The sequence below is a fragment of the Pseudomonas sp. R3-56 genome (assembly GCF_051132075.1).
Taxonomy (GTDB): Bacteria; Pseudomonadota; Gammaproteobacteria; order Pseudomonadales; family Pseudomonadaceae; genus Aquipseudomonas.
This window is the reverse complement of the sequence record NZ_CP071657.1, coordinates 1,420,093-1,442,629: the sequence shown is the minus strand read 5'-3', so window position 1 is coordinate 1,442,629 and position 22,537 is coordinate 1,420,093. Positions and strand designations below refer to the sequence as shown.

Annotated in this window: 22 protein-coding genes; 11 read left to right on the top strand and 11 right to left on the bottom strand. The window is 62.3% G+C overall.

Annotated features, from left to right (window positions below):
• Positions 1–115 precede the first annotated feature (115 nt).
• Positions 116–1,210: a PLP-dependent cysteine synthase family protein gene (locus tag J3P96_RS06805; protein ID WP_434656186.1), complete on the bottom strand. Its 1,095-nt coding sequence runs from the start codon at positions 1,208–1,210 to the stop codon at positions 116–118.
• 266 nt (positions 1,211–1,476) lie between these two features.
• Here J3P96_RS06805 and nhaA point away from each other — a divergent pair, with 266 nt between their 5' ends.
• Positions 1,477–2,664 carry a Na+/H+ antiporter NhaA gene (gene nhaA / locus J3P96_RS06800; RefSeq protein WP_434656183.1) on the top strand — a complete coding sequence of 396 codons (1,188 nt, stop codon included), beginning with the start codon at positions 1,477–1,479 and terminating at the stop codon, positions 2,662–2,664.
• A 721-nt stretch (positions 2,665–3,385) separates the two neighbouring features.
• On the opposite strand, the gene J3P96_RS06795 is transcribed toward nhaA, so the two are convergent.
• Positions 3,386–3,850, bottom strand: a complete 465-nt coding sequence (locus tag J3P96_RS06795; RefSeq protein WP_003184697.1) for a glycine zipper 2TM domain-containing protein — start codon at positions 3,848–3,850, stop codon at positions 3,386–3,388.
• Between the two features lie 171 nt (positions 3,851–4,021).
• Between J3P96_RS06795 and J3P96_RS06790 the strand changes: the two genes are divergently transcribed.
• Entirely contained in the window at positions 4,022–4,306 is a 285-nt protein-coding gene (locus J3P96_RS06790) for a hypothetical protein (protein WP_434656181.1), read from the top strand.
• Here J3P96_RS06790 and pdxH read toward each other — a convergent pair.
• The 4 genes from pdxH to dinG form a co-directional block, all read right to left on the bottom strand.
• On the bottom strand, positions 4,254–4,901 hold the full coding sequence (gene pdxH / locus J3P96_RS06785; protein WP_434656178.1) for a pyridoxamine 5'-phosphate oxidase: 648 nt from the start codon (positions 4,899–4,901) through the stop codon (positions 4,254–4,256). The two genes, J3P96_RS06790 and pdxH, sit on opposite strands and share 53 nt — an antisense overlap.
• Before the next feature lie 24 nt (positions 4,902–4,925).
• A complete protein-coding gene (locus tag J3P96_RS06780) occupies positions 4,926–6,044 on the bottom strand; it encodes an OmpA family protein (protein WP_434656176.1) in 1,119 nt (372 codons plus the stop codon).
• Between the two features lie 118 nt (positions 6,045–6,162).
• Complete coding sequence (locus tag J3P96_RS06775; protein WP_434656174.1) at positions 6,163–7,308, bottom strand: serine hydrolase domain-containing protein; 1,146 nt, start codon at positions 7,306–7,308, stop codon at positions 6,163–6,165.
• Positions 7,309–7,566: 258 nt separating this feature from the next.
• The gene (dinG, locus tag J3P96_RS06770) at positions 7,567–9,711 is read right to left on the bottom strand and encodes an ATP-dependent DNA helicase DinG (RefSeq protein ID WP_434656171.1); all 2,145 of its coding nucleotides are present in this window, start codon (positions 9,709–9,711) and stop codon (positions 7,567–7,569) included.
• Between the two features lie 99 nt (positions 9,712–9,810).
• Here dinG and J3P96_RS06765 point away from each other — a divergent pair, with 99 nt between their 5' ends.
• Positions 9,811–10,275 (top strand): CopD family protein, encoded by a 465-nt coding sequence (locus J3P96_RS06765; protein ID WP_305499219.1) that lies wholly within the window; start codon positions 9,811–9,813, stop codon positions 10,273–10,275.
• Between the two features lie 124 nt (positions 10,276–10,399).
• Here J3P96_RS06765 and J3P96_RS06760 read toward each other — a convergent pair whose 3' ends face one another.
• The 4 genes from J3P96_RS06760 to J3P96_RS06745 all read right to left on the bottom strand — a co-directional run bounded on the left by J3P96_RS06760 (position 10,400) and on the right by J3P96_RS06745 (position 13,087).
• Positions 10,400–11,158, bottom strand: a complete 759-nt coding sequence (locus J3P96_RS06760; protein ID WP_434656169.1) for a collagen-like protein — start codon at positions 11,156–11,158, stop codon at positions 10,400–10,402.
• On the bottom strand, positions 11,151–11,423 hold the full coding sequence (locus J3P96_RS06755) for a DUF1145 domain-containing protein (protein ID WP_434572233.1): 273 nt from the start codon (positions 11,421–11,423) through the stop codon (positions 11,151–11,153). Before J3P96_RS06755 ends, J3P96_RS06760 begins: the two co-directional genes overlap by 8 nt.
• Before the next feature lie 146 nt (positions 11,424–11,569).
• Positions 11,570–12,295, bottom strand: coding sequence for an OmpA family protein (locus J3P96_RS06750; RefSeq protein WP_434656166.1), 726 nt, complete (start codon positions 12,293–12,295; stop codon positions 11,570–11,572).
• A gap of 90 nt (positions 12,296–12,385) precedes the next feature.
• Positions 12,386–13,087, bottom strand: a complete 702-nt coding sequence (locus J3P96_RS06745; RefSeq protein WP_305499213.1) for an OmpA family protein — start codon at positions 13,085–13,087, stop codon at positions 12,386–12,388.
• Between the two features lie 192 nt (positions 13,088–13,279).
• Here J3P96_RS06745 and J3P96_RS06740 point away from each other — a divergent pair, with 192 nt between their 5' ends.
• The 4 genes from J3P96_RS06740 (at position 13,280) to J3P96_RS06725 (ending at position 15,032) form a co-directional block, all read left to right on the top strand.
• Positions 13,280–13,777, top strand: coding sequence for a DUF6231 family protein (locus tag J3P96_RS06740; RefSeq protein ID WP_434601665.1), 498 nt, complete (start codon positions 13,280–13,282; stop codon positions 13,775–13,777).
• Positions 13,778–13,791: 14 nt separating this feature from the next.
• Complete coding sequence (locus tag J3P96_RS06735; RefSeq protein ID WP_434658108.1) at positions 13,792–14,268, top strand: YchJ family protein; 477 nt, start codon at positions 13,792–13,794, stop codon at positions 14,266–14,268.
• Positions 14,269–14,337: 69 nt separating this feature from the next.
• Entirely contained in the window at positions 14,338–14,823 is a 486-nt protein-coding gene (locus J3P96_RS06730) for an LEA type 2 family protein (RefSeq protein ID WP_434656164.1), read from the top strand.
• A gap of 5 nt (positions 14,824–14,828) precedes the next feature.
• Positions 14,829–15,032: an SEC-C metal-binding domain-containing protein gene (locus J3P96_RS06725; protein ID WP_003198420.1), complete on the top strand. Its 204-nt coding sequence runs from the start codon at positions 14,829–14,831 to the stop codon at positions 15,030–15,032.
• A 139-nt stretch (positions 15,033–15,171) separates the two neighbouring features.
• On the opposite strand, the gene J3P96_RS06720 is transcribed toward J3P96_RS06725, so the two are convergent.
• On the bottom strand, positions 15,172–15,729 hold the full coding sequence (locus J3P96_RS06720) for a cysteine hydrolase family protein (protein ID WP_434656161.1): 558 nt from the start codon (positions 15,727–15,729) through the stop codon (positions 15,172–15,174).
• 184 nt (positions 15,730–15,913) lie between these two features.
• Here J3P96_RS06720 and J3P96_RS06715 point away from each other — a divergent pair, with 184 nt between their 5' ends.
• From J3P96_RS06715 to J3P96_RS06700, 4 genes are all read left to right on the top strand, one after another.
• Positions 15,914–18,364 (top strand): penicillin acylase family protein, encoded by a 2,451-nt coding sequence (locus tag J3P96_RS06715; RefSeq protein ID WP_434656159.1) that lies wholly within the window; start codon positions 15,914–15,916, stop codon positions 18,362–18,364.
• A gap of 324 nt (positions 18,365–18,688) precedes the next feature.
• Entirely contained in the window at positions 18,689–19,720 is a 1,032-nt protein-coding gene (locus J3P96_RS06710) for a ligase-associated DNA damage response exonuclease (RefSeq protein ID WP_434656157.1), read from the top strand.
• Complete coding sequence (locus J3P96_RS06705; protein ID WP_434656155.1) at positions 19,717–21,405, top strand: ATP-dependent DNA ligase; 1,689 nt, start codon at positions 19,717–19,719, stop codon at positions 21,403–21,405. Before J3P96_RS06710 ends, J3P96_RS06705 begins: the two co-directional genes overlap by 4 nt.
• A gap of 341 nt (positions 21,406–21,746) precedes the next feature.
• Complete coding sequence (locus J3P96_RS06700) at positions 21,747–22,529, top strand: transporter substrate-binding domain-containing protein (RefSeq protein ID WP_305499201.1); 783 nt, start codon at positions 21,747–21,749, stop codon at positions 22,527–22,529.
• Positions 22,530–22,537 lie beyond the last annotated feature (8 nt).

Sequence of the window (22,537 nt, the reverse complement as noted above, 5' to 3'; positions counted from 1 at the left end):
AGCAGGCCCCTGTGGGAGCGAGCTTGCTCGCGATGGCGGCTTGGCCTCCAACTCATCCGTTGGCTGATCCACCGCTATCGCGAGCAAGCTCGCTCCCACAGGGGATCCCAGTGATTCAGATATTGGCCCGCAACACGCTCTCTGGCAGCGCTTCTCCGCGCTCCGCACATGCCGCCACCGCATCGATCAATGGGTCCAACTCATACCCCTGGGCCTTCAGCCACGCCGGATCGTAATAAGTCGTGGCATAACGCTCCCCGCCATCACACAGAATCGCCACGATCGACCCCGACTCACCGCCTTGCACCATTCGCTTCGCGGCGATCAGCGCGCCGATCAGGTTGGTGCCGCTGGATCCGCCGACCCGCCGTCCCAGTCGCTGGGCCAGGTAGTGCATGGCCGCGAGGGACAGGGCGTCCGGCACCTTGACCATCGCATCAATCACCTTGGGCAGGAACGAGGCTTCGACCCGTGGCCGACCGATCCCTTCGATCCGCGACCCGCAATCCAGGCGCAGGCTGGCATCGCCGCTGCGGTAGTAGTCGAAAAATACCGAACGCTCGGCGTCGGCACACAGCACACGGGTACTGTGCTGGCGGTAGCGTACGTAGCGCCCCAAGGTGGCCGTTGTACCGCCCGTGCCAGGGCTGGAGACCAGCCAGGTGGGCTCCGGATGCCGCTCGAAGCGCATCTGCTGGAAAATCGACTCGGCAATGTTGTTGTTCGCCCGCCAGTCCGTGGCCCGCTCGGCGTAGGTGAACTGGTCGATGAAGTGCCCGTCATGTTCGCGGGCCAGGCGTTCGGATTCGGCGTAGATCTGCGTAGGGTCATCCACCAGATGGCTCTGGCCACCATAGAAGGCGATCTGGGCGATTTTTTCCCGGGAGGTAGTGGCAGGCATCACCGCGATGAAAGGCAGGCCCAGCAACCGCGCAAAATACGCCTCGGAAATCGCCGTCGAGCCGCTGGAGGCCTCGATCACCGGTGCACCGGGCTTGAGCCAGCCATTGCACAATGCATACAGGAACAGCGAGCGGGCCAGTCGGTGCTTGAGGCTGCCGGTGGGATGGCTGGACTCATCCTTGAAATACAGCTCGATGCCCGGCAGTCCGGCCAGCGGCAATGGGATCAGATGCGTATCGGCACTGCGTTGGAAATCCGCCTCGATGATACGGATGGCTTCACGCGCCCATTGGCGGGGATCGTTCATGGTGTTTTCTCGCAGGGCCGGTAGGACTTTCAGGCAGACCGATGGCCGGGGGCACGATCTACTCAGGAAATACGAGACACCAGCTTAGGAAAAAAACGACATCCCGCACAGGTACAGCTAAGGTCCAATGTGCCCGGCAACTGCCAGAATGCCCGGCGCAGGCGCTGTAACGACATATAACAAAAAAGAATATAACTTTTGTTTTAACAACAAACAGTACGGGTTAGGGTGTGCCATCTTTTTGATTTGATGAATGGAGAGCAACCTTGGCTCTACGTAACTCACTGACGCGGTTTTTCCAGCTGGAAGCTGCCAGCGGCCTGCTCTTGATTGCCGCCGCCGTGCTGGCCCTGGTCATCAACAACTCTCCGCTGTCCTGGCTGTATGGCGGCCTGCTGGACACGCCCGTGGTCGTCCAGGTCGGTGCGTTGAAGATCGCCAAGCCGTTGTTGCTATGGATCAATGACGGCCTGATGGCGCTGTTCTTCCTGCTTATTGGCCTGGAGGTCAAACGCGAGGTGCTCGACGGGCAACTGTCGAAACCGTCGCAAATCGTCCTGCCGGGGGCCGCGGCAATAGGCGGCATGCTGGTGCCGGCGCTGATCTACTGGTTTCTCAATCGCGACAACCCCGCCGCGCTCGCTGGCTGGGCGATTCCTACGGCTACCGATATTGCCTTTGCCCTCGGCGTGCTGGCCTTGCTTGGCAAGCGCGTACCGGTATCGCTCAAGCTGTTCCTGATGACGCTGGCGATCATTGATGACCTGGGCGCCATCGTCATCATCGCGATGTTCTACTCCGGCGAGCTGTCGACCCTGTCGTTGGGGCTGGCCGCGGCCTGCATCGCAGCCCTGGTGGCAATGAATCGGCTGGGCGTGGTCAAGCTCGGACCGTACATGGTGGTCGGCTTGATTCTCTGGGTCTGTGTGCTCAAGAGCGGCGTGCATGCCACGCTGGCGGGGGTGACGCTGGCATTCTGCATCCCACTGCGCACGAGAAACGCTGAAACCTCTCCCCTGCTGACGCTTGAGCATGCGCTGCATCCTTGGGTGGCCTACATTATCTTGCCGCTGTTCGCATTCGCCAACGCTGGCCTTTCGCTGAGCGGCGTCACGGTCGAGAGCTTTACCCATCATGTCCCGATGGGCATCGCAATCGGCCTGTTGCTGGGCAAGACGGTCGGCGTGTTCAGCCTGACCTGGCTGGCGGTGAAAATCGGCATCGCCAGCCTGCCTGCCGGGGCCAATTGGGGGCAGATACTGGGCGTGGCGATTCTTTGTGGCATTGGTTTTACCATGAGCCTGTTCGTCGGCTCCCTGGCGTTCGTGCCGGAGGTCAGTGAGTATGCGGGGATGGATCGGATGGGGATTCTCACCGGGTCGATCCTGGCGGCGTTGATTGGGTATGGGGTGACGGCGATGGCTAGTCGTAAGCCTTCAAAGCTGAGCTCCTGAGTGTTCAGCGGGCTTTGCTTCTTGTCATGAGATGGTGTGTATATCCGTTGCTGCGGTAACGGCGGCTTAGGGTTTCGCCCTTACGGCGAGTCACTTTTGGAAGAGCCCCAAAAGTAACCAAAAACGCTCTGCCCCACCACTCGGCACCTCGCTTGGGCTCGGTGTGCCCTCACTCCGGCATTGCTCCGTGGGCCCGCCGCGAAGGGCCGTCCCTGGCCCAGCGCGGCTATCCCGGCATCCATGCCGGGATGCCCACTGCGCAATGCCTGCGTTCGGCCAGCGTGGTTAATGGGGCGCCGAGATCAAAGTCAAAAGCAGAGCAACAGCAACAGCAACAGCAACAGCAACAGCAACAGCAACAGCAACAGCAACAGCAACAGCAACAGCAACAGCAACAGCGCGACAAGCGCTTAGCATCTCTGTAGCTGAGCCACCGCTATCGCGAGCAAGCTCGCTCCCACATTAGATCTCCGGCAGATACAGATTGCACCGCACACATGGAATCCCTGTGGGAGCGAGCCTGCTCGCGAAGGGGCCAGCCCAACCAATATATTCATTGGCTGACACACCGTCTTCGCAAGCAAGCCCGCCCCTTCTAGGAAAACGCAAACCTATCAAACCAGGTCGGTTTTATATTTTTGCGCTCTTCAAAAATGACCCGCTGTAAGAGTGGAACCTCCAGTAGCCATTACCGCAACAACGATATACATACCGATAGCCTTTAGTGCGATACGCGACTCGTACCATCGACAGTCGAAATCCGCACCCGCTCACCTACACGGAACACTTCGTTCTCCTGAACCTGCTGGACATAGGCACGCATGCTGCCGTCATCCTCACGCACAGTGATCTCTACACCCTGGGTACGGGTCAGGCCTTCTTCAGTGGCGGAGCCGATCAGGCCACCGGCCACGGCGCCGATCACGGCTGCCACGATGCTGCCACGACCACCACCGATAGCGCTGCCGCCAACACCGCCCACCACCGCACCGGCTGCACCGCCGATCGGGGTCTTGGTACCTTCGATCTTGACCGGGCGCAGGGACTCGATGGTGCCCATGCGAATCGTCTGCACGCGACGCGCTTCGTCACGGGAATAGGAGTCACCGGTCAGGCTTGACTGGCAGCCTGTCAGTAACATCGCCATCGTGGAAAAGGAAGCAACCAGCAAAACAGACTTGCGCATAGCATCAAACTCCAAAAGACAGTGATCCATTAAACTCCCCGGCTTGATGCCTGTCACGGCCTTGCCGGGGAAAAATTGTTTTCATTCAGGTGGGATACAGGCGCACCCGAAAAATTCACCCAACAGTAGCGCCAATTTCGAAAGTTCGCGTCATCGACACCGGGATTTTCCATGGATTACTTCATCATAGTCGCCACCACCGTCGCCGGTCTGTACTTTCACGGATGGCTCTACGTACGTATCAAACGCTGGATGGACCACGACCTGGCCTTGTCGTTGGCGGGGCAGAATGGACGGAAGCGAGACTACATGCTGCAACAACTGGCCCTCGCCCGCGAACTAGGGATCAAGCGTCGGGACCTGCCGCACTGGCTCCAGGCCGCTGCGGCAGGTTACTCCGACGTCAGGGCGCCAGACGCTCGCGAATCCAGTCCGCGCCTTGCAGGCGATAGTTGAGGCGATCGTGCAGACGGCTCGGGCGGCCTTGCCAGAATTCGATGCGCTCGGGCAACAGGCGATAGCCGCCCCAATGCTCGGGGCAATGGGGTTGGCTGTCGCTGAAGCGTTGCTCAGTGGCCTTGAGCAAGTCTTCCAGCTCATCCCGCCCGGCGATCACCCGGCTCTGGGGTGAGGCCCAGGCACCGAGACGGCTGCCCAGCGGCCGTACCTGGTAATAAGCGTCCGACTCTTGTGGGGTGACCTTCACGACCTTGCCTTCGATGCGCACCTGGCGCTCCAGCGTCGGCCAGAAAAACGTCATGGCCGCGAACGGACTCGCGGCCAGTTGCTGGCCCTTGGCGCTGTCGTAGTTGGTGAAGAACGTGAAGCCCTCGGCATCGAGCCCCTTGAGCAGCAGGATCCGGCAGTGAGGCCTGCCGTCTGCGTCCACCGTCGCCAGGGTCATGGCGTTGGCTTCCACCGGTGCCTGTTCGGTTTTCACCGCCTCGGCAAACCATTGGTGAAACAAGGCGAACGGCTCGGCCGGGGCTTGCGCCTCGGTCAGGCCATCGCGGGTGTAGTCACGGCGCATATCAGCCAGGGTTTGGGTCATGGCGCGTTCCTTGTGTTCAGCCGATCACTGTTTGGCGGTATCGGCGGCAGCGACTTTCTTGCCGTCGGCAGCGGCCTTGGCCGGCTCGGGCTTCTTCGCGGGCGTAGCCTTCTTGGCCGGGGTCTTCTTCGCGGGTGCCTTCGCCGGAGCCTTCTTGGCCGCTGCTTTCTTGGCAGCCGGAGCGGCAGCCTTTTTCGTCGCCGGGGCTGGGGCCGGCGCGGCGGGTTTCACGTCCTGGGCAGCTACCATGGTTACTGGCGCGGGGGCCGGCATGTTGTACTTGCTCAGCAATGCAACCATGGTGTTCGCTGGCGTAACCAGCAACTCGACGCGACGGTTCAAGGCCCGGCCTTCGACGCTGTCGTTGGCCGCACGCGGAGCCACCGAGCCCATGCCACGCAGCATCAGGCGATCACGCTGCAAACCGCTGAGACGGAAAATCGCCGCCACCGATTGAGCACGCTCCTGGCTGAGCTTCAGGTTGGCCGGCGCCGCGCCCGATGTATCGGCGTGACCAAGGATCAGTACGGCGGTTTTCGGATCGGCTTCAAGAATCTTGGCGACGCGAGTGAACGGACCGAGTGTCACCGGCAGCAGCATGGCCGGACGATCAGGGTTGAACGAACCGTCCGCGGGAGCGGTAACCACCAGCACGTTATCGCGACGTTCGAGTTCGAGCTTGCTGTCCTTGATCGCCGTACGCAGCTTCGGCTCATAGTCGTCGAGCCAGGCCTGGGTGACTTTCGGGTCGGGCATCGGCACCGCCTTGGCGGTCTCCTGTTCCTTGCCGCCGAACGGCCACCACCATTTGCCGTTGCTTTCGGCTTCGGCCTTGGCCACGGCTGGCGCCTTGGCTTCAGGTTTGGCTTCAGGTTTGAGCGGTTCTTTTTTGGCGACATCATCCGCGGCGGATTCATCCGAAGAGAACGGCCACCACCAGTGTGTGGCTCCCTCGGCCTTGGCCTGCGGTGCCTGGGCGGTGGGTTTCAAAGGAGCCGGTGGCGCCGCATCCTTGCTCGCGACCTTGTCGGACGAGCCGAACGGCCACCAGCCACCGCCGCCCTCGGCATCATTTTGTGGGTTTTGTGCGCAACCGGTAATAGCGAAGCACAGCGCCAGAGCGAGGGTTTTATTCGATGACATTGGATATCCACAAAATGATCAGGATGAAAAAACAGAGGCCATGTTCCGGCCGCATAAACAGACGCTTGGAAACCGCAAAGGAGCCGAGGTTCCTGTATGCATTACCGACAACCACTATTTACAGACAAGTGGCAAGCACCCGCGCGAGATTCTGCGCGCGCGGGTCCATCAGGACGTAAGGTCCCAATGTGTTGGTCACGAAACCGAACGCAACGTCGTGCTCGGGATCGGCAAAACCGATGGAGCCCCCTGCCCCAGGGTGACCAAACGCCCGCGGCCCGAGGCCGTAGGTCGCGTTGGGCACGTCCGCCTGGTCGAGCATGCAACCCAGGCCGAAACGGGTCTGGGTCAATAAAGTCTTGTCCTCGCCGAAGCTGTGCTGGCGGGTCAGTTCGTCAAGCATTTCGCCTTCCAGCAGGCTGCCGTCGAGCAGACCGGCGTAGAACCCGGCGATGCTCCGGGCATTGCCGTGGCCGTTGGCGGCCGGTTGCTGCATGCGGCGCCACTCGGGTTTGTTGGTGCTGGTCATGATCGATGGCGGGTTGGTGAAGGCCCGGGTGGTCATGGCCGAAGGTTCACGCATCGTCACCTGCAACAGGCGCTGTGCCGCCGCATCTCCGGCGTTGCCTTTGCCACGGGCGATATGCGCCACGCGATGAAATTCCTGGTCCGCCAGGCCGACATGAAAATCCAGCCCCAGCGGTCTGGCGACCCGAGCCACGATGGACTCACCCGGCCCTCGGCCATCAGCCCTGCGCAGCAACTCGCCGATCAACCAGCCGTAGGTGATCGCGGCATAACCGTGGCCCTCGCCAGGCGTCCACCAAGGTGTTTCAGCCGCCAGGGCATCGGTCATGGCCTGCCAGTCATAAAGTGCTTCAGGCGCCATCAACTCTCTCAGCGCTGGTAGTCCGGCCTGATGGCAGAGCAATTGCCGCAGGGTGACGGACTCCTTGCCGGCGGCCGCGAACTCGGGCCAGTAGCGGGCGACCTGCGCATCGAGCTGCAGCTTGCCCTCGGCTACCAGTTGCAAGGCAGTTACGGCGGCGAATGTCTTGGTGCAGGAAAACAGATTGGCAATGGTGTCGCTGTGCCAGGCTTCATGACCATCCTTGTCGGCGGTGCCGGCCCAGATGTCGACGACGGTGCGGCCGCTCACCTGAATGCATAACGCCGCGCCGCGCTCCTGGGAATTGTCGAACAGCGCCGCAAACGCTTCACGCACGGCCTCGAACTGAAGCTCGTAATGACCTTGAATTTGCACCCGTAACTCCCTTGGAACAAAAGCTTTTTTGTCAATGGCTGGCATTGTTTCAGCGATTGAGGCTTTTGGGAACCGCCGCAAGACGGCTGGTTGAACGCAGCCCCCTGTGGCGAGGGAGCTTGCTCCCGCTGGACTGCGTAGCAGGCCTTGGAAAATTCAACGCGTTTGGCCTGATACACCACCGCGTCAGGTTTTGGGGCTGCTGCGCAACCCAGCGGGAGCAAGCTCCCTCGCCACGCAAGCCCCCTCGCCAGACGTCTAGGAAATCTCCCGCCGAAACGGCGGCAGCGCGTTGAGGATCGCCTTGCCGTAGCGTTGGGTCACCAGCCGGCGATCGAGCAGGGTGATGGTGCCGCGGTCTTCCTCGGTACGCAGCAAGCGGCCACAGGCCTGGACCAGCTTCAGCGAGGCATCCGGCACGGAAATCTCCATGAAGGGGTTGCCGCCACGGGCTTCGATCCATTCGGCCAACGCGGCTTCCACCGGATCGTCCGGCACCGAGAATGGAATCTTGGCGATCACCACGTGTTCGCAATAGGCCCCCGGCAAATCGACGCCTTCGGCAAAGCTCGCCAGGCCGAACAGCACGCTGGAATCGCCACCATCGACCCGGGCCTTGTGCTTGTTCAAGGTTTCCTGCTTCGACAGGTTGCCCTGGATGAACACCTGCTTGCGCCAGTCACGATCGAGGCCGTCAAAGACGTCCTGCATCTGTTTGCGCGAGGAAAACAGCACCAGGGTGCCGCGCGAACCTTCCACCAGCGCAGGCAGCTCGCGAATGATCGCGGCAGTGTGGGCGGCGGCATCGCGCGGATCGGCCTTGAGGTCCGGCACGCGTAGCACGCCGGCGTCGGCATGGTGGAAGGGGCTCGGGACCACGGCGGTCACGGCTTTTTTCGGCAGGCCGGCGCGCATGCGGAAACGGTCGAAAGTGCCCAGGGCCGTCAGCGTGGCGGAGGTTACCAGCGCGCCGTAGGCGACGTTCCACAGGTTGCGCCGCAGCATGTCCGCCGCCAGGATCGGACTGGCATTGACCTCGATGTCGAACAGCGAGCCGCTCTCGGCCAGCGTCAGCCAACGCGCCATCGGCGGATTGTCTTCCGGGTCTTCGGTGGTGAACGCGGTCCACAGCTCCCAGTTACCCTGGGAGCGGGACAGCAAGCTGCCGAACAATGGATACCACTCCTCGGCCTGGTTGCTGCCGATGCCGATATTGACCTCGCCATCCATGCCTTCCTTGAGCAGATCGGTCAGGCGCGTGAACAGGTCGGTCAGGCGCGCGAAGCCCTTCTTGAGTTCGATGCCCATCTCGCGCATATGCTCGGGGATCACCCCGCCGACAAACCGATGGCGTGGCCGCTCGCGGCCCTCGACATCTTCGCCGGGCTTGAAGTCGGCCACCTGCTCGCAGGCGGTGAACATGAACTGCTGGTTCGTCTTGATCTCCCGCGCCAGTTCCGGCACCTGCTCGATGAACTTGCCCAGGTCGCCGGGCAACGGATGCTGGGCGAGCAGTTTGGTGAGATTCTTGGCAGTGGTTTCCAGCCAGTCGGCGGTTGAGCGCAGCCGGGTGTAATGGGCGAAATGGCCGATGGCCTTGTCCGGCAGGTGATGACCTTCGTCGAACACATAGATCGTGTCGCGCGGGTCCGGCAGCACGGCGCCGCCGCCCAGGGCCAGGTCGGCCAGGACCATATCGTGGTTGGTGACGATCACGTCGACCTTGCCCATGCCTTCGCGAGCCTTGTAGAAAGCGCACTGGCCGAAGTTCGGGCAATGGCGATTGGTGCATTGGCTGTGGTCGGTGGTCAGGCGCGACCAGTCAGCGTCTTCCAGAGCCGTGGACCAGCTGTCGCGGTCGCCGTCCCACTTATTGCCGGCGAGCTTTTCGATCATGCTGGTGAACAGCTTCTGGCTGGCCTCGTCGACCTCGATCTTGAAACCTTCCTCCTCGAACAGCTGGGCGGTGGCGGTCTGCGCGTGGCCTTCCTGCAACAGCATGTCGAGTTTGGACAGGCACATGTAGCGCCCACGACCCTTGGCCAGCGCGAAGCTGAAGTTCAGCCCGCTGTTGCGCATCAGGTCGGGCAGGTCCTTGTAGACGATCTGCTCCTGCAGGGCGACGGTGGCCGTGGCGATCACCAGACGCTTGCCGGCGGCCTTGGCGGTGGGGATCGCCGCCAGGCTGTAGGCCACGGTCTTGCCGGTACCGGTGCCGGCCTCCACCGCGACGACGGCAGGCTCGCCGCTGCGCCGGCCTTCGTCGTCGGTGTCGATGTCACCCAGGACTTTTGCCACTTCGGCAATCATCAGGCGCTGGCCATATCGCGGCTTGAGGCTCTTGGCTTCGAGAAAACGCGAATAGGCGCCCTGGATCGTGGTTTTGAGTTCGGTGCTGATCATGAATGGTCGGGCGCAAAAAACGCTGGATAAATTTTCAGTGGTTCGGATCGGCGGCTATCATACCCCGCTAATTAATCCTGCGCAGAACGGAGTGACCCAATGACACCCTTTGCCCTCGTCTACACCCTGCATTTGCTGGCGGCCCTGGTCTGGGTTGGCGGTATGTTTTTCGCCTGGATGATCCTGCGACCCGCCGCAATCACGGCGCTTGAGGGCCCTGCCCGGCTCAAGTTGTGGGTAGAAGTGTTTCAGCGTTTTTTCGTCTGGGTCTGGGTGGCCGTGGTGCTTTTGCCGATCAGCGGCGTGGGCCTGATCCACATGCGCTTCGCCGGTTTCGAAACCGCGCCGCGTTACGTGCAGGTAATGATGGGGTTGTATGTGGTGATGGCGGCTTTGTTCATCCGTATCCAGGGCCTGCAACTGCCAGCATTGCGTAACGCTGTGACGGCGCAGGATTGGCCGACGGGTGCGGCGGTGCTGGGGAAGATTCGCAGGCTGGTGGGGATCAATCTGTTGATCGGGTTGCTGGTGGTGGCGATCGGCGCGGCTCGGCCGATGTTCTGAAACAGTTATCCAACCCTGTGGGAGCGAGCTTGCTCGCGATGGCGTTTTGTCAGTCAGTGGAATATTGACTGATACACCGTCATCGCGAGCAAGCTCGCTCCCACAGGTTCAGGGCAAGTTTTCTTCAGAACCGCTGCACCGTCACCGCACCCGCCGCGCCGGCAGGCCCTGGCTGGCCATCGGCACCGGGACGGCCGCTCTTGCCGCCGTCGGCGGTGTAGACCAGGCAGCCCTTGGCCTTGCCTCCCGTGCCAGGCTTGCCGCCAGGCCCCGCCGCGCCACCAGCGCCGCCATCTACCATCACCTTGATCTGTTCGTCGGGATAAGCGCGGGGCAATTGCAGCCGAACCAGCGCGCCGGCCGCGCCCGGCTGGCCATCCGCGCCGTTGCTGCCGTCAGCGCCGCGACCGGCCGAACCCCAAGTGCAACCCGGTGCCTGGCCGTTGGCGCCGTCAAGGCCCACGTAACCTGGCGCACCGGTACCGCCACGGGCATCCACCGACAGCAGCGGCGCGTTCAACGCCTCGAAGCGCAGATTGAGGTTACGCCCCGGGCGCGCCGCCTTGGTATAGGTTCCCGGCGCGCCACGGGCGGTGATCTGGCTGCCTTCAGCCAGTTCGGCCTGGGCGACTTTCATCTCCAGCGCCTGTTGTGCCGGTACGATCGCGATCCTTGCCTCCCGCCCCAGGTGCAATTGGCCGATCGACAGCTCAGTGACGTTCGAAGGCACCAGCAGCGTGCCGTAGTCGGCCACGTCCAATCGCTCCAGGGCAAGCGTGCTGGTGGTGTTGGGCAAGCGCATCAACGAGTGGCTTTCCACCTGGACCACTTGAGCGCTGGCCCACGGGCATACGAGTAATGCGAGCAGACACAGTTTACGCATGGGAGGCCTCTGGCGCGGTCGGGAGGGTTTGCAGGTGAAAGATGCCGAACAGCAGCACCCTGAGGCGATCACGGCCAGGAGCGGGACGACCACGAAACCGAGCCCTGAACAATAAAAGTTCGAGCAGATGGATCGCCAGTAACGATACCCCGGCCAGATTGACCAGCAGATGCAGCGGATGGACGAACGGCATGACCAGATTGACCAGCACCACCACCCAGAACAGCAGGGTCAGCAAGCGCCCCAGCCACCAAAACACCTTCATACGCCCCCCGTTTCGAGAATTATTCTTTGCGCGCACAGTAACGGCTTGCGCGCAGGATATGCCAGAGGGCCCGGCAAATTTAATCCAGGCCCAGCGGACCGCCTTCCTGGCGATCCGACGGCTCTGGCCCGCTTGGGCGATGATGTTTAACGCTGGATATGCAATTCGACCCGACGGTTCTGGGCCCGCCCCTCATCAGTCTCGTTGTCGGCCACCGGTTGGCTTTCGCCCTTGCCTTCACTCGTGAGTTTTGCCGGGGCCACGCCCTGGGTCAGCAAATACTCCACCACGCTGCCGGCCCGACGTTCCGAGAGGCCCTCGTTATACGCCTCGGTACCGACACTGTCGGTGTGGCCCACCACGCGGATACTGGCGACGTTGGCGTGACTCAGTTTTGCCGTCAGCTCATCGAGCTGGCTTCTGGCCGCGGCGGTGAGGTCGGATTTGTCAAAATCGAACAGCACCTTGCCAGCGTCGTTCAGGGTAATGACTTCGCTGGTGGGCATGTCCGGCTCGGCCGGTGGCGTGCTGGCCGGATATTGCGGCAGCGGGCAGCCGTGATGTTCGACGGGGGTATTGGCCGGTGTATCGGGACAACGGTCGCGACGATCGAATACACCATCGTCGTCTTCGTCGCCGTCCTGGGCGTAACAGATCGAACCACCGCCCAGCAGCCCCAACGCAGCGCCACCGGCGGCCCAGCCACCGCTTTCGATGGCCCCGAGACCACCGCCGACAAGCCCGCCGATCAAGCTGCAGATCGGCCAGGTACGCTGATTGAGCGAGGCACTGCCATCACTGTGAGTGGCGCAACCGGACAGCAGGCTGCTTGCCAGCAGTAGCGGTAAGGCGGCCTTGATTAGAACGTTCATGGTGAATGCTCCTGTGTCACCGGCCCATACCGGTCACACAGGAGTAAAGACCCGCATCCGCGACTGTACAAGCCGCGGAGAACGAGGGGTTCAGCGGTTTATCTTGATTTCGGTGCGACGGTTCATCGCGCGACCATCGGCGGTTTTGTTATCCGCCACCGGCTGGCTTTCCCCGGCGCCGGCCACCGAGACGAAACTGGCGCGAGGCACGCCGCTTTCGACCAGGTATTGAACCACCGAGTTGGCGCGTTTTTCCGACAGTTTCTGGTTATAGGCATCGCTGCCGACGCTGTCGGTGTGCCCGGTCACTCGCAGTTGTGCGGTGGAGGTTTCCTGCTTCAGCCGGGTCGCGATGGTGCTCAGCACTTCTTTGTCCGTCGGCGTGAGGGTGGCCTTGTTGAATTCGAAATGCACGTCGCGGACCACGATCGTTTCTTCCTGGACCATCACGGGCGCTTCAGCCACCGGTGTCGGTGCGGGTGCCGGTGGTGGGCAGCCGTCGGCATCGACCTGCACGCCCTTCGGCGTGCCCGGGCACTTGTCACGACTGTCCGGCACGCCATCGCCGTCCTCGTCGCCATCGCCATGGGCCCAGCACCAGCCTGCCGCCACCGTACCGGCGACCAGTGCGCCCGGGCCGATCCAGGAACTGCTTTCGATGGCGCCCAATCCTGCGCCGACCACACCACCGGTGGCCGCACAGATCGGCCAGTCGGTTTTTTGCAAACCTGCGCAACCAGTCAACACACTGGTTAGCAGAACCAGGGGTAACGCTGTCCGAACTATGCTCATCGGGTTTTCTCCTTGAAGGATCGGCTTCGCGCCGATTCAGGGGAGTAAAGACCCGACTCGGGTTCTGCGCCAGCGTGACGCAACCACAGCTTTGGCCGCCTGTTTACGGCGGATCGCGGCGTTCGAAGACAAACCGCTCTAGGCCCGTGCGTCCACGCGCGCTATCGTGACGGTTCTGACTGAGGAACTTCGATGACCGTTGCCATTTCTTCGCGCACGCCCCAGCAGGCGCTGGCCGCCGTGCTTGACCGCTATGCCCCGCAAAAGCTGCTGCTGATCGGCGCCGGCAGCTTCCCCGCGCTCGAGGCATTCCAGCAGGCGCATCCCGACACCGAGGTGGTCCATGCTGCCCCCGGCCCCTTGCCGGCGGATCTGGCTGCGCGGCGTTTCGACCTGGCCCTGGCGCTCGATTGCCTGGAGCATTTGCCCAAGCGCGACGGTCTGAACCTGTTGGGCGGCATTCGCAACCTCAACGCCAGCCGGATTGCCGTGCTGGCCGACCTCAACGCGTGCGGCTGGCAGGAAACCGACTTCTTCTCCCTGGCCCTGCAGGCCAGCGAACGCTTCCAGCGCGAAGATCAGGTGCTGACCCTGTTTACCTACGATCTGCTTGAATACAAGCAGGTCCCCGACTGGCTCAACTCACGTTTCTGGGCCAACCCGGAAAACTTTGGAAAATATTGGTGGTAGCTGTGGACACTAGCCTGCATACAACCATTTGCCCCTGCGGCAGCGGCAACCCGTTGGACGCCTGCTGCGGCCATTATCACGACGGTCATCCGGCGCCCTGCGCCGAAGCTTTGATGCGCTCGCGCTACAGCGCTTATGTGCTGGGCCTGGTGGATTATCTGGTGAGCACCACCCTGCCCGCCCAGCAGGATGGCCTCGACCGCCAGGCCATCAGCGAATGGAGCGCCGGCAGCACCTGGCTGGGCTTGGAGGTGGAGAGCAGCGAGGTATTCGGCGGCCAGCCGGAACATGCCTTCGTCACTTTCACCGCACGCTGGCACGACGGCCAGGGCGAACACAGCCACCGCGAACAATCTTCGTTTGTGCAGAACGGCGGGCGCTGGTACTTCATTGACCCGACCGTGCCGGTCAAGACGGGACGCAACGACAGCTGCCCGTGCGGTAGCGGGCAGAAATTCAAGAAGTGCTGCGCCAGTTACTTGATTCGTTGATTTTCGGAAACGTCCGACGCTCGTCCACCGACCAAGGGGGCTAGACTGAAACAAACCAGAGGCACGGACATGACCCAGACATCTCGATTGCTGCGCATCACTTGCCTGCTGCTGTTCGTCGGGCTAGGGGGGTGTGCGTCCTGGCGAGGTGAAGAGGCACCCGAACCACAGGTGCATCTGGTCAAGGTGGAGGTGGTGCGGGCCCGGTTGCTGGAGCAGAAGTTCATGTTGCACTTTCGCGTCGACAACCCCGGCGAAGACGACCTCACCGTACGCGGCCTGACCTACCGGATCCACCTGGACGACCTGCTGCTGACCGAAGGAGAACATGAACACTGGTTTACGGTGCGCCCCGGACACAGCGCCTATTTCAAGGTGCCGATCCGCACCAACCTGTGGCCGCAGGTGCGCGAACTGGTGAAAATGCTGAAGAAACCCCGGCAACAGATTCCCTATCGTCTGGAGGGGGAGCTGGAAACCGGTTTATTCATCGCCGACTACGTGCACCTGGAGCACAATGGCGTGATAATCGCCGCCGATCTAATTGCGGAGTAACCCCGATGACCCAACAACCCCACGTCCATGGCCCTGATTGCAACCACGATCATGATCATCACCACGATCATGATCACGGCCATGTCCACGGCCCGAACTGCGGCCACGCCCATCAGGAACCCGTGCGCAACGCCCTGAAAGACGTCGGTCGCAACGACCCTTGCCCGTGCGGCAATGGCAAGAAATTCAAGAAGTGCCACGGGGCTTGATGGAGCAGGCAAAAAAAATTTTCGCCTGCTAGGCCGCCTTCGCGAGCAGGCTCGCTCCCACACTGGTGCTGCGGTGCACCATTTTTCCCTGTGGGAGCGAGCCTGCTCGCGAAGAGGCCAGCACATCCATCTCGGTTTATCAGCCCGCCGCCAGAATCCGCTCCACGCTGATCACCGTCGCATACTCCCCATGCAGATTCCCCAGGGACATCGCATGCACCTCGGCAGCCGAACGGGCATAACCGAAGAAGTCGGGCTTGTCGAAGGTGTAACAGGCATCCTCGGCTACCCACGTATCGAACCCCAGGTTGCCAGCCGTGCGCGCGGTGGACTCCACCGAATTGTTCGTGGCCACGCCGACAATCACCAGTTGCCCGATCCCCGCACTGCGCAAATCCGCTTCCAGGGTCGTGCCGCAAAACGCATCGGGCACCTGCTTCTGGACCAGCCCTTCCCCAGCCATGGGCCTGAACCGGTCCTGAACCTCCACGCCTGATTGTCCAGGCCAGAAGACTGACGCCTCGGACCGGGACAAATGATGGACATGGATGATTGGCCGCGCCGACTCTCGCCAGCATCCGAGCAATTCCAGCATGCGCAGCTCCGCCTCGGGGTTGTTGCGCGGGCCAAGCCTGGGATGGAGGATGCCTTTCTGCTGATCGATAAGGATCAGCGCCGCGTTTTTCTGTAGCTCCATTCCGGATCTCTCGGTCGTCGGTTTTTCCACACTTGAGCACCACCTTCTCTTACAAGCAAGTCTCTGGTGGCCCGGGCTTTCATCGCAAAACATCAAATAACCCCAAAGCCCGCTTGCGCGCCCTTCTCCTGCTCACTAACGTAGCGCCTTTATTGGTGCCACCCCCTCCCGCAGGAGCTTTGCCATGGCCTCGCCAGCCTCGATTTCTTTCTTTCCCAAGCTCGGCGTTGCCGCAGCAGTGGCCAGCGTGCTCGCTTTAAGCGGTTGCCAGGCCTGGAATACCCAGGACACGGTCGCGCCCACCACCGGCGTACAACCGCTCAAGGGGCTGGCGCAGAATGTCTCGGTCCGGCGTAATGCCTTGGGCATGCCGCTGATCGAGAGCAACAGTTTTCATGACGCCCTGTTTGCCCTCGGCTATGTGCATGCCAGCGACCGGATCACGCAGATGGCCACCCTGCGCCTGCTCGCCCAGGGCCGCCTGGCGGAAATGTCCGGCGCCGAACGGCTGGACGTCGACCGCTACATGCGCGCCGTCAACCTGAAGAAAAGCGCAGATGAGCTGTACAAGGCATCTTCGCCACGCCTGAAGCGCTTTTTCGAAGTCTATGCGCGAGGCGTCAACGCCTACCTGTTCCGCTACCGCGACAAGCTGCCGGCGGACCTGGCCACCACCGGCTACAAACCCGAATACTGGAAACCGGAAGATTCGGCGCTGCTGTTCTGCCTGCTTAACTTCACCCAATCGGCGAACCTGCCGGAAGAAGTCGCCGCCCTGGTGCTGGCCCAGAGCGTAACCAACGATAAACTGGCCTGGCTGAGCCCGTCCTACCCGGACGAGCCATTGCCCTTGACCGAAGCCGAAAAGCTGCAGGGCGTCCGGCTCAATGGGCAGATTCCCGGTTTGAACGAAATCAGCAAGGCCAGCGCCGAGTTGGCCAACCTGAACCTGCTGGGCGCAGCGTCTTCGAGCAACTGGGCCATCGGCCCGCAGCGCAGCCGCAACGGCAAGAGCCTGTTGGCCGGCGACAGCCATGGCCCGCTGGGCGTGCCGTCGCTCTGGAGCCCGGTGCAGATTCGCGCGCCCAAATATCAGGCGGCCGGGCTTTCCGTGGCGGGCATCCCGATGATCCTCGCGGGCTTCAACGGTAACGTCGCGTGGAGCATGACCAGTGTTCTCGGCGACAACCAGGACCTGTACCTGGAAAAGATCCGACGCCAGGGCAACGGGCTGTCCTACGAAGCCAACGGCAAGTGGCAGCAGGCGACCGTGCGCAACGAGACCTACTTCATCAAGGGCCAACGGTCGATCAGAGAAGCGGTGTACGAAACCCGCCACGGTCCGTTGCTCAACAGCGCCCAAGGTCCGGCCATGGCCAACGGTCTGGGCCTGGCCCTGCAATTGCCGAGCTTCACCGATGACAAGACCCTGGACGCGCTCTTCGATCTGTCGCGCGCGCAGAACGTCGAGAAAGCCTCCGACGCGAGCCGGGAGATCCGCGCCCTGGCAGTGAACATGGTGTTCGCCGACGCCCGCAATATCGGCTGGCAGGTCACCGGTCGCTACCCGAACCGCCGCGAGGGCGAAGGCCTGTTGCCGTCGCCGGGCTGGGACAGCCGTTACGATTGGGACGGTTACGCCGATCCGATGCTGCACCCCTACGACCAGGATCCGGCGCAGGGTTGGCTCGGCACCGCCAACCAGCGCGTCATTCCCCATGGCTACGGCATGCAACTGTCCAACTCCTGGGCGGCGCCGGAACGTGGCGAGCGGCTGGCCGAACTGGCCGGCGCAGGCAAGCACGACGCGCGCAGCCTGATCGCCATGCAATACGACCAGACCACGACATTCGCCGCCAAGCTGAAAAAGGTCTTCGAAGCCCCGGGCATGGCCCAGCCACTCAAGCAAGCCATCGAAGCCCTGCCGGTGGCGGACCGCGCCAAGGCACGCGAGGCCTATACCCGGCTGATGGCGTTCGATGGCAGGCTCAGTCCGGTTTCTGCCGACGCAGCGATCTATGAGTTGTTCCTGCAAGAAAGCATGAAGCAGACGTTCCTGGATGAACTGGGCCCCGAGGGCAGTCCGGCGTGGAAAGCGCTGGTCGCCAACGGCCAGCTGTCTTATTCGGCCCAGGCCGATCATTTGCTTGGTCGTGAGGACAGTCCGTTCTGGGACGATGTGCGCACGCCGCAAAAAGAAGACAAGGCCGTTATCCTGGCGCGCAGCCTCGCGGCGGCTGTCAGCGCCGGTGACAGTCTGCTGGGCACTGACCACAGCGCCTGGCAGTGGGGCAAGCTGCACCGCCAGGAATGGAAAAACGCCAGCGGCCAGACCGTACGCGGCCCGCTGGCAGCCGGCGGCGATGGCAGCACGCTCAATACCGCCGCGTTCGCCTGGGGCCAGGATTTCAATACGACCCTGGCGCCGGCCACGCGCTTTATCGTTGATTTCAGCCAGCCTGAGCCATTGACGATCCAGGGCGGCGCCGGCCAGTCGGGCAACCCGGCCAGCCCGAACTATCTGAACGGCCTCGATCCGTGGCTCAAGGGTCAATATCAAAGCCTTCCCTTGCAACCGCAGAATTTTGATCGGGCGTATGGCAAGACTCGTTTGACCTTGGTGCCGGGAAAATAGGCCGATCTGCCTCTAATGCTATTCACTTAAGGCAATCGACGATCCCGTGGCGAGGGAGCTTGCTCCCGCTGGGCCGCGAAGCGGCCCCAAAAACCTGCCATGTGCGGAGCATCAGGCACACCGCACCCGCCGGTTCACGACTGCTTCGCAGCCGAGCGGGAGCAAGCTCCCTCGCCACAAGTGCATCCTTTCTTAAATGAACCGAATTAACCTGTGGGAGCGAGCTTGCTCGCGATGGCGTCAGCCCATCCCACCAGGAAAACCGATCGAACTTCTCCCCCCGTCCCCGCCTCTACCGGACAAGCCCATCGCCCCGGTAACCGCATGGATCTGGTCATTGCCCGCCCCGAAGGCCTGTATTGTCCGCAGGGAGATTTCTACATCGACCCATGGCGTCCGGTGGACCGCTCGGTCATCACCCACGCCCACGGCGACCACGCCCGCGGCGGCAACCAGCACTACCTGGCAGCGGCACCCGGCGAAGGCATCCTGCGCTCCCGGCTGGGCCAGGACATCAACCTGCAAACCCTGCCCTACGGTGAACGGCTGGTGCACCATGGCGTGGCCTTGAGCTTTCATCCCGCCGGCCATGTATTGGGTTCTGCCCAGGTGCGGCTGGAATACCAAGGCGAGGTGTGGGTCGCGTCCGGCGATTACAAAGTCGAGCCCGACGGCACCTGCGCACCGTTCGAGCCGGTGAAATGTCATACGTTCATCACCGAATCCACCTTCGGCCTGCCGATCTATCGCTGGCAGCCCCAGGCGCAGGTGTTCGATGAGATCAATCAGTGGTGGCGCGGGAACATCGCCGCCGGCCGGGCCAGCGTGTTGTTCTGCTATTCCTTTGGCAAGGCCCAGCGAATCCTCCACGGCATCGACGCGAGCCTGGGGCCGATACTCGCCCATGGCGCGGTTGAGCCGCTGAACCGGGTCTATCGCGAAGCCGGCGTGCACCTGCCGCCGACGATCTATGCCGGCGATGTGAAAAAGACTGATCCGATCATGAGCCAGGCACTGGTCATCGCCCCGCCCTCCGCCGGTGGCAGCACCTGGATGCGGCGTTTCGGTGATTACAGCGACGCCTTCGCCAGCGGCTGGATGCGCTTGCGCGGCACCCGTCGGCGACGGGGCGTGGATCGGGGCTTCGTGCTTTCCGATCACGCCGACTGGCCCGGCCTGCTCTGGGCCATCGAACAGACCGGCGCCGAACGGGTCATGGTCACCCATGGATCGGTCGCCGTGCTGGTGCGTCATCTCTGCGAACAAGGCCTCGACGCCCAGGGCTTCACCACGGAATACGGCGATGACGAAGAGGACGTCGCCGTGGCGAGCGACAGCGGCGAGGAGGCTTCATGAAAGCTTTTGCCGAGCTGTACGCCGAACTCGACGCCACCACCTCCAGCAACGCCAAGCTCGCGGCCATGCAGGATTACTTCAGCAAGGCGCCACCCGAGGACGCCGCCTGGGCGGTGTATTTCCTCTCGGGCGGGCGTCCCAGGCAGTTGGTACCGGTGAAAATCCTCCGCGAGCTGGCGGTCCAGGTGTCCGGCCTGTCTCTTTGGCTGTTCGAAGAAAGTTACCAGGCAGTGGGCGACCTGGCCGAAACCATTTCGCTGGTACTGCCCGAATCGCCCCACAGTTCCGATGAAGGCCTGGCGGTGTGGATCGAGGAAAAACTCCTGCCGTTGCGCGGTGAGTCGCCAGAGGTACTGGCGCAGCGGCTTCCGGCGCTGTGGGCAGAACTTGACCGATCCAGCCTGATGCTCTGCATCAAGCTCATCACCGGCAGTTTCCGCGTCGGGGTGTCCAAGTTGTTGGTCACCCGGGCGCTGGCTACGATGGCCGGGCTCGACAGCAAACGGGTGGCCCAACGGCTGGTGGGCTACACCGATCTGTCCCATCGCCCGACCGCGGCCAGTTACCTCAAGCTGATCGCCGGCGAATCTGCCGATGAACATGCCCAGCGCGGCGGCCAGCCTTATCCGTTTTTCCTGGCCCATGCCTTGTCACAACCGATTGAGCAATTCGACACCTTGTTGGGGCCGGCCAGCGACTGGCAGGTGGAGTGGAAATGGGACGGAATCCGCGCCCAGGTGATCAAGCGTGACGGCCATTTGTGGGTCTGGTCCCGTGGCGAGGACCTGGTGACCGAGCGCTTTCCTGAATTGCATTCTCTGGCGCAGGCGTTGCCCGACGGCACGGTGATCGATGGCGAGATCGTGGTCTGGAAAGCCCCGCAGGCAGTCACCGAGGATGCCTTTGATCCGGAAGCGCCGCTGCAGCCGGCGGTGCAACCCTTCGCCCTGTTGCAACAGCGCATCGGTCGCAAGACCTTGAGCAAGAAAGTGCTGGAAGACGCCCCCGTGGTGGTGATGGCCTACGACCTGCTGGAATGGCAAGGCGAGGACTGGCGCAGCCGGCCCCAGGCCGAGCGTCGCGAGCAACTGGAGGCCCTGATTGCCCGCTGCCACAGTCCAGTGCTGTTGCCGTCGCCCATCGTCACTGGCCAGGATTGGTTCGACCTTGCCCGCCAGCGCGAAGCGTCCCGCAGCCTCGGCGTCGAAGGCATGATGCTCAAGGCGCGCAACGCGCTGTACGGCGTCGGCCGGACCAAGGACATGGGCGTGTGGTGGAAATGGAAGATCGACCCGTTCAGTGTCGACGCGGTGCTGATCTATGCCCAGCGCGGCCATGGCCGACGCGCCAGCCTCTACAGCGACTATACCTTCGCCGTGTGGGACAACCCGCCCGGCAGCCGAGAACGCACGCTGGTGCCTTTCGCCAAGGCCTATTCAGGGCTGACCGATGCAGAAATGCGCCAGGTCGACAGCATCGTGCGCAAGACCACGGTGGAAAAGTTCGGCCCGGTGAGCAGCGTCACGCCGACCCTGGTTTTCGAGCTGGGCTTCGAAGGCATTGCCTTGTCCAAGCGCCACAAGAGCGGGATCGCGGTACGTTTCCCACGGATGCTGCGCTGGCGCCAGGACAAGACCGTCGAAGAGGCGGACACGCTGGCGACGCTTCAGGATCTTCTCAAGTAAACCCCGCTCTCGTGGCGAGGGAGCTTGCTCCCGCTGGGCGCGAAGCGCCCCCTGATTCTGAAGGACGCACCGCAGAGGGAGGCTGCGCCTCCAGCGGGAGCAAGCTCCCTCGCCACGAAGAGCTAAACCGGACAAACGCACGCTCCATCCCGGTGCGCTTTTTGATGTACGCTCACCCCCGCGCACCATTGCGTTCCGTCTCTTGCCGCCAGTGCTTTTAAAACACTTGTTCGGCACTATGGTTCGGAAATTGCTACCTTTATGCCGTCATACCGTTCAGACCTTCACCGGTAACAATCTTACGCGCCACAAGCGCTCAAATTGGTTTTAGGGACTCAATAATGAAAAAAGCACTGCTGACCCTTTCTGCACTGGCGTTGTGCATGGCCGCCGGCGTCGCCACGGCCAAGGAATACAAGGAACTGCGTTTTGGTGTCGACCCGTCCTACGCTCCGTTCGAATCCAAGGCCGCCGATGGCAGCCTGGTGGGTTTCGACATCGACCTGGGCAATGCGATCTGTGAAGAACTGAAGGTCAAATGCAAATGGGTCGAAAGCGATTTCGACGGAATGATTCCGGGCCTCAAGGCCAATAAATTCGACGGCGTGATCTCCTCCATGACCGTTACCCCGGCCCGTGAAAAGGCTATCGACTTCTCCAGCGAGTTGTTCTCCGGCCCAACGGCCTATGTATTCAAGAAGGGCTCGGGCCTGAGCGCAGACGTTGCCTCGCTCAAGGGCAAGACCGTCGGCTACGAGCAAGGCACCATCCAGGAAGCCTACGCCAAGGCCGTGCTGGACAAGGCCGGCGTCAAGACCCAGGCCTACCAGAACCAGGACCAGGTCTATGCCGACCTGACCTCGGGCCGCCTCGATGCCGCGATCCAGGACATGCTTCAGGCCGAACTGGGCTTCCTGAAATCGCCAAAAGGCGAAGGCTATGAAGTCAGCCAGCCGGTGGACAGCGAACTGCTGCCATCCAAGACCGCCATCGGTATCAAGAAAGGTAACAAAGAGCTGAAGGCGCTTTTGGATAAAGGTATCAAAGCGTTACACGACGACGGCAAATACGCCGAGATCCAGAAAAAACACTTTGGCGATCTGAATCTGTACAGCGGCAAATAATGCGCGGC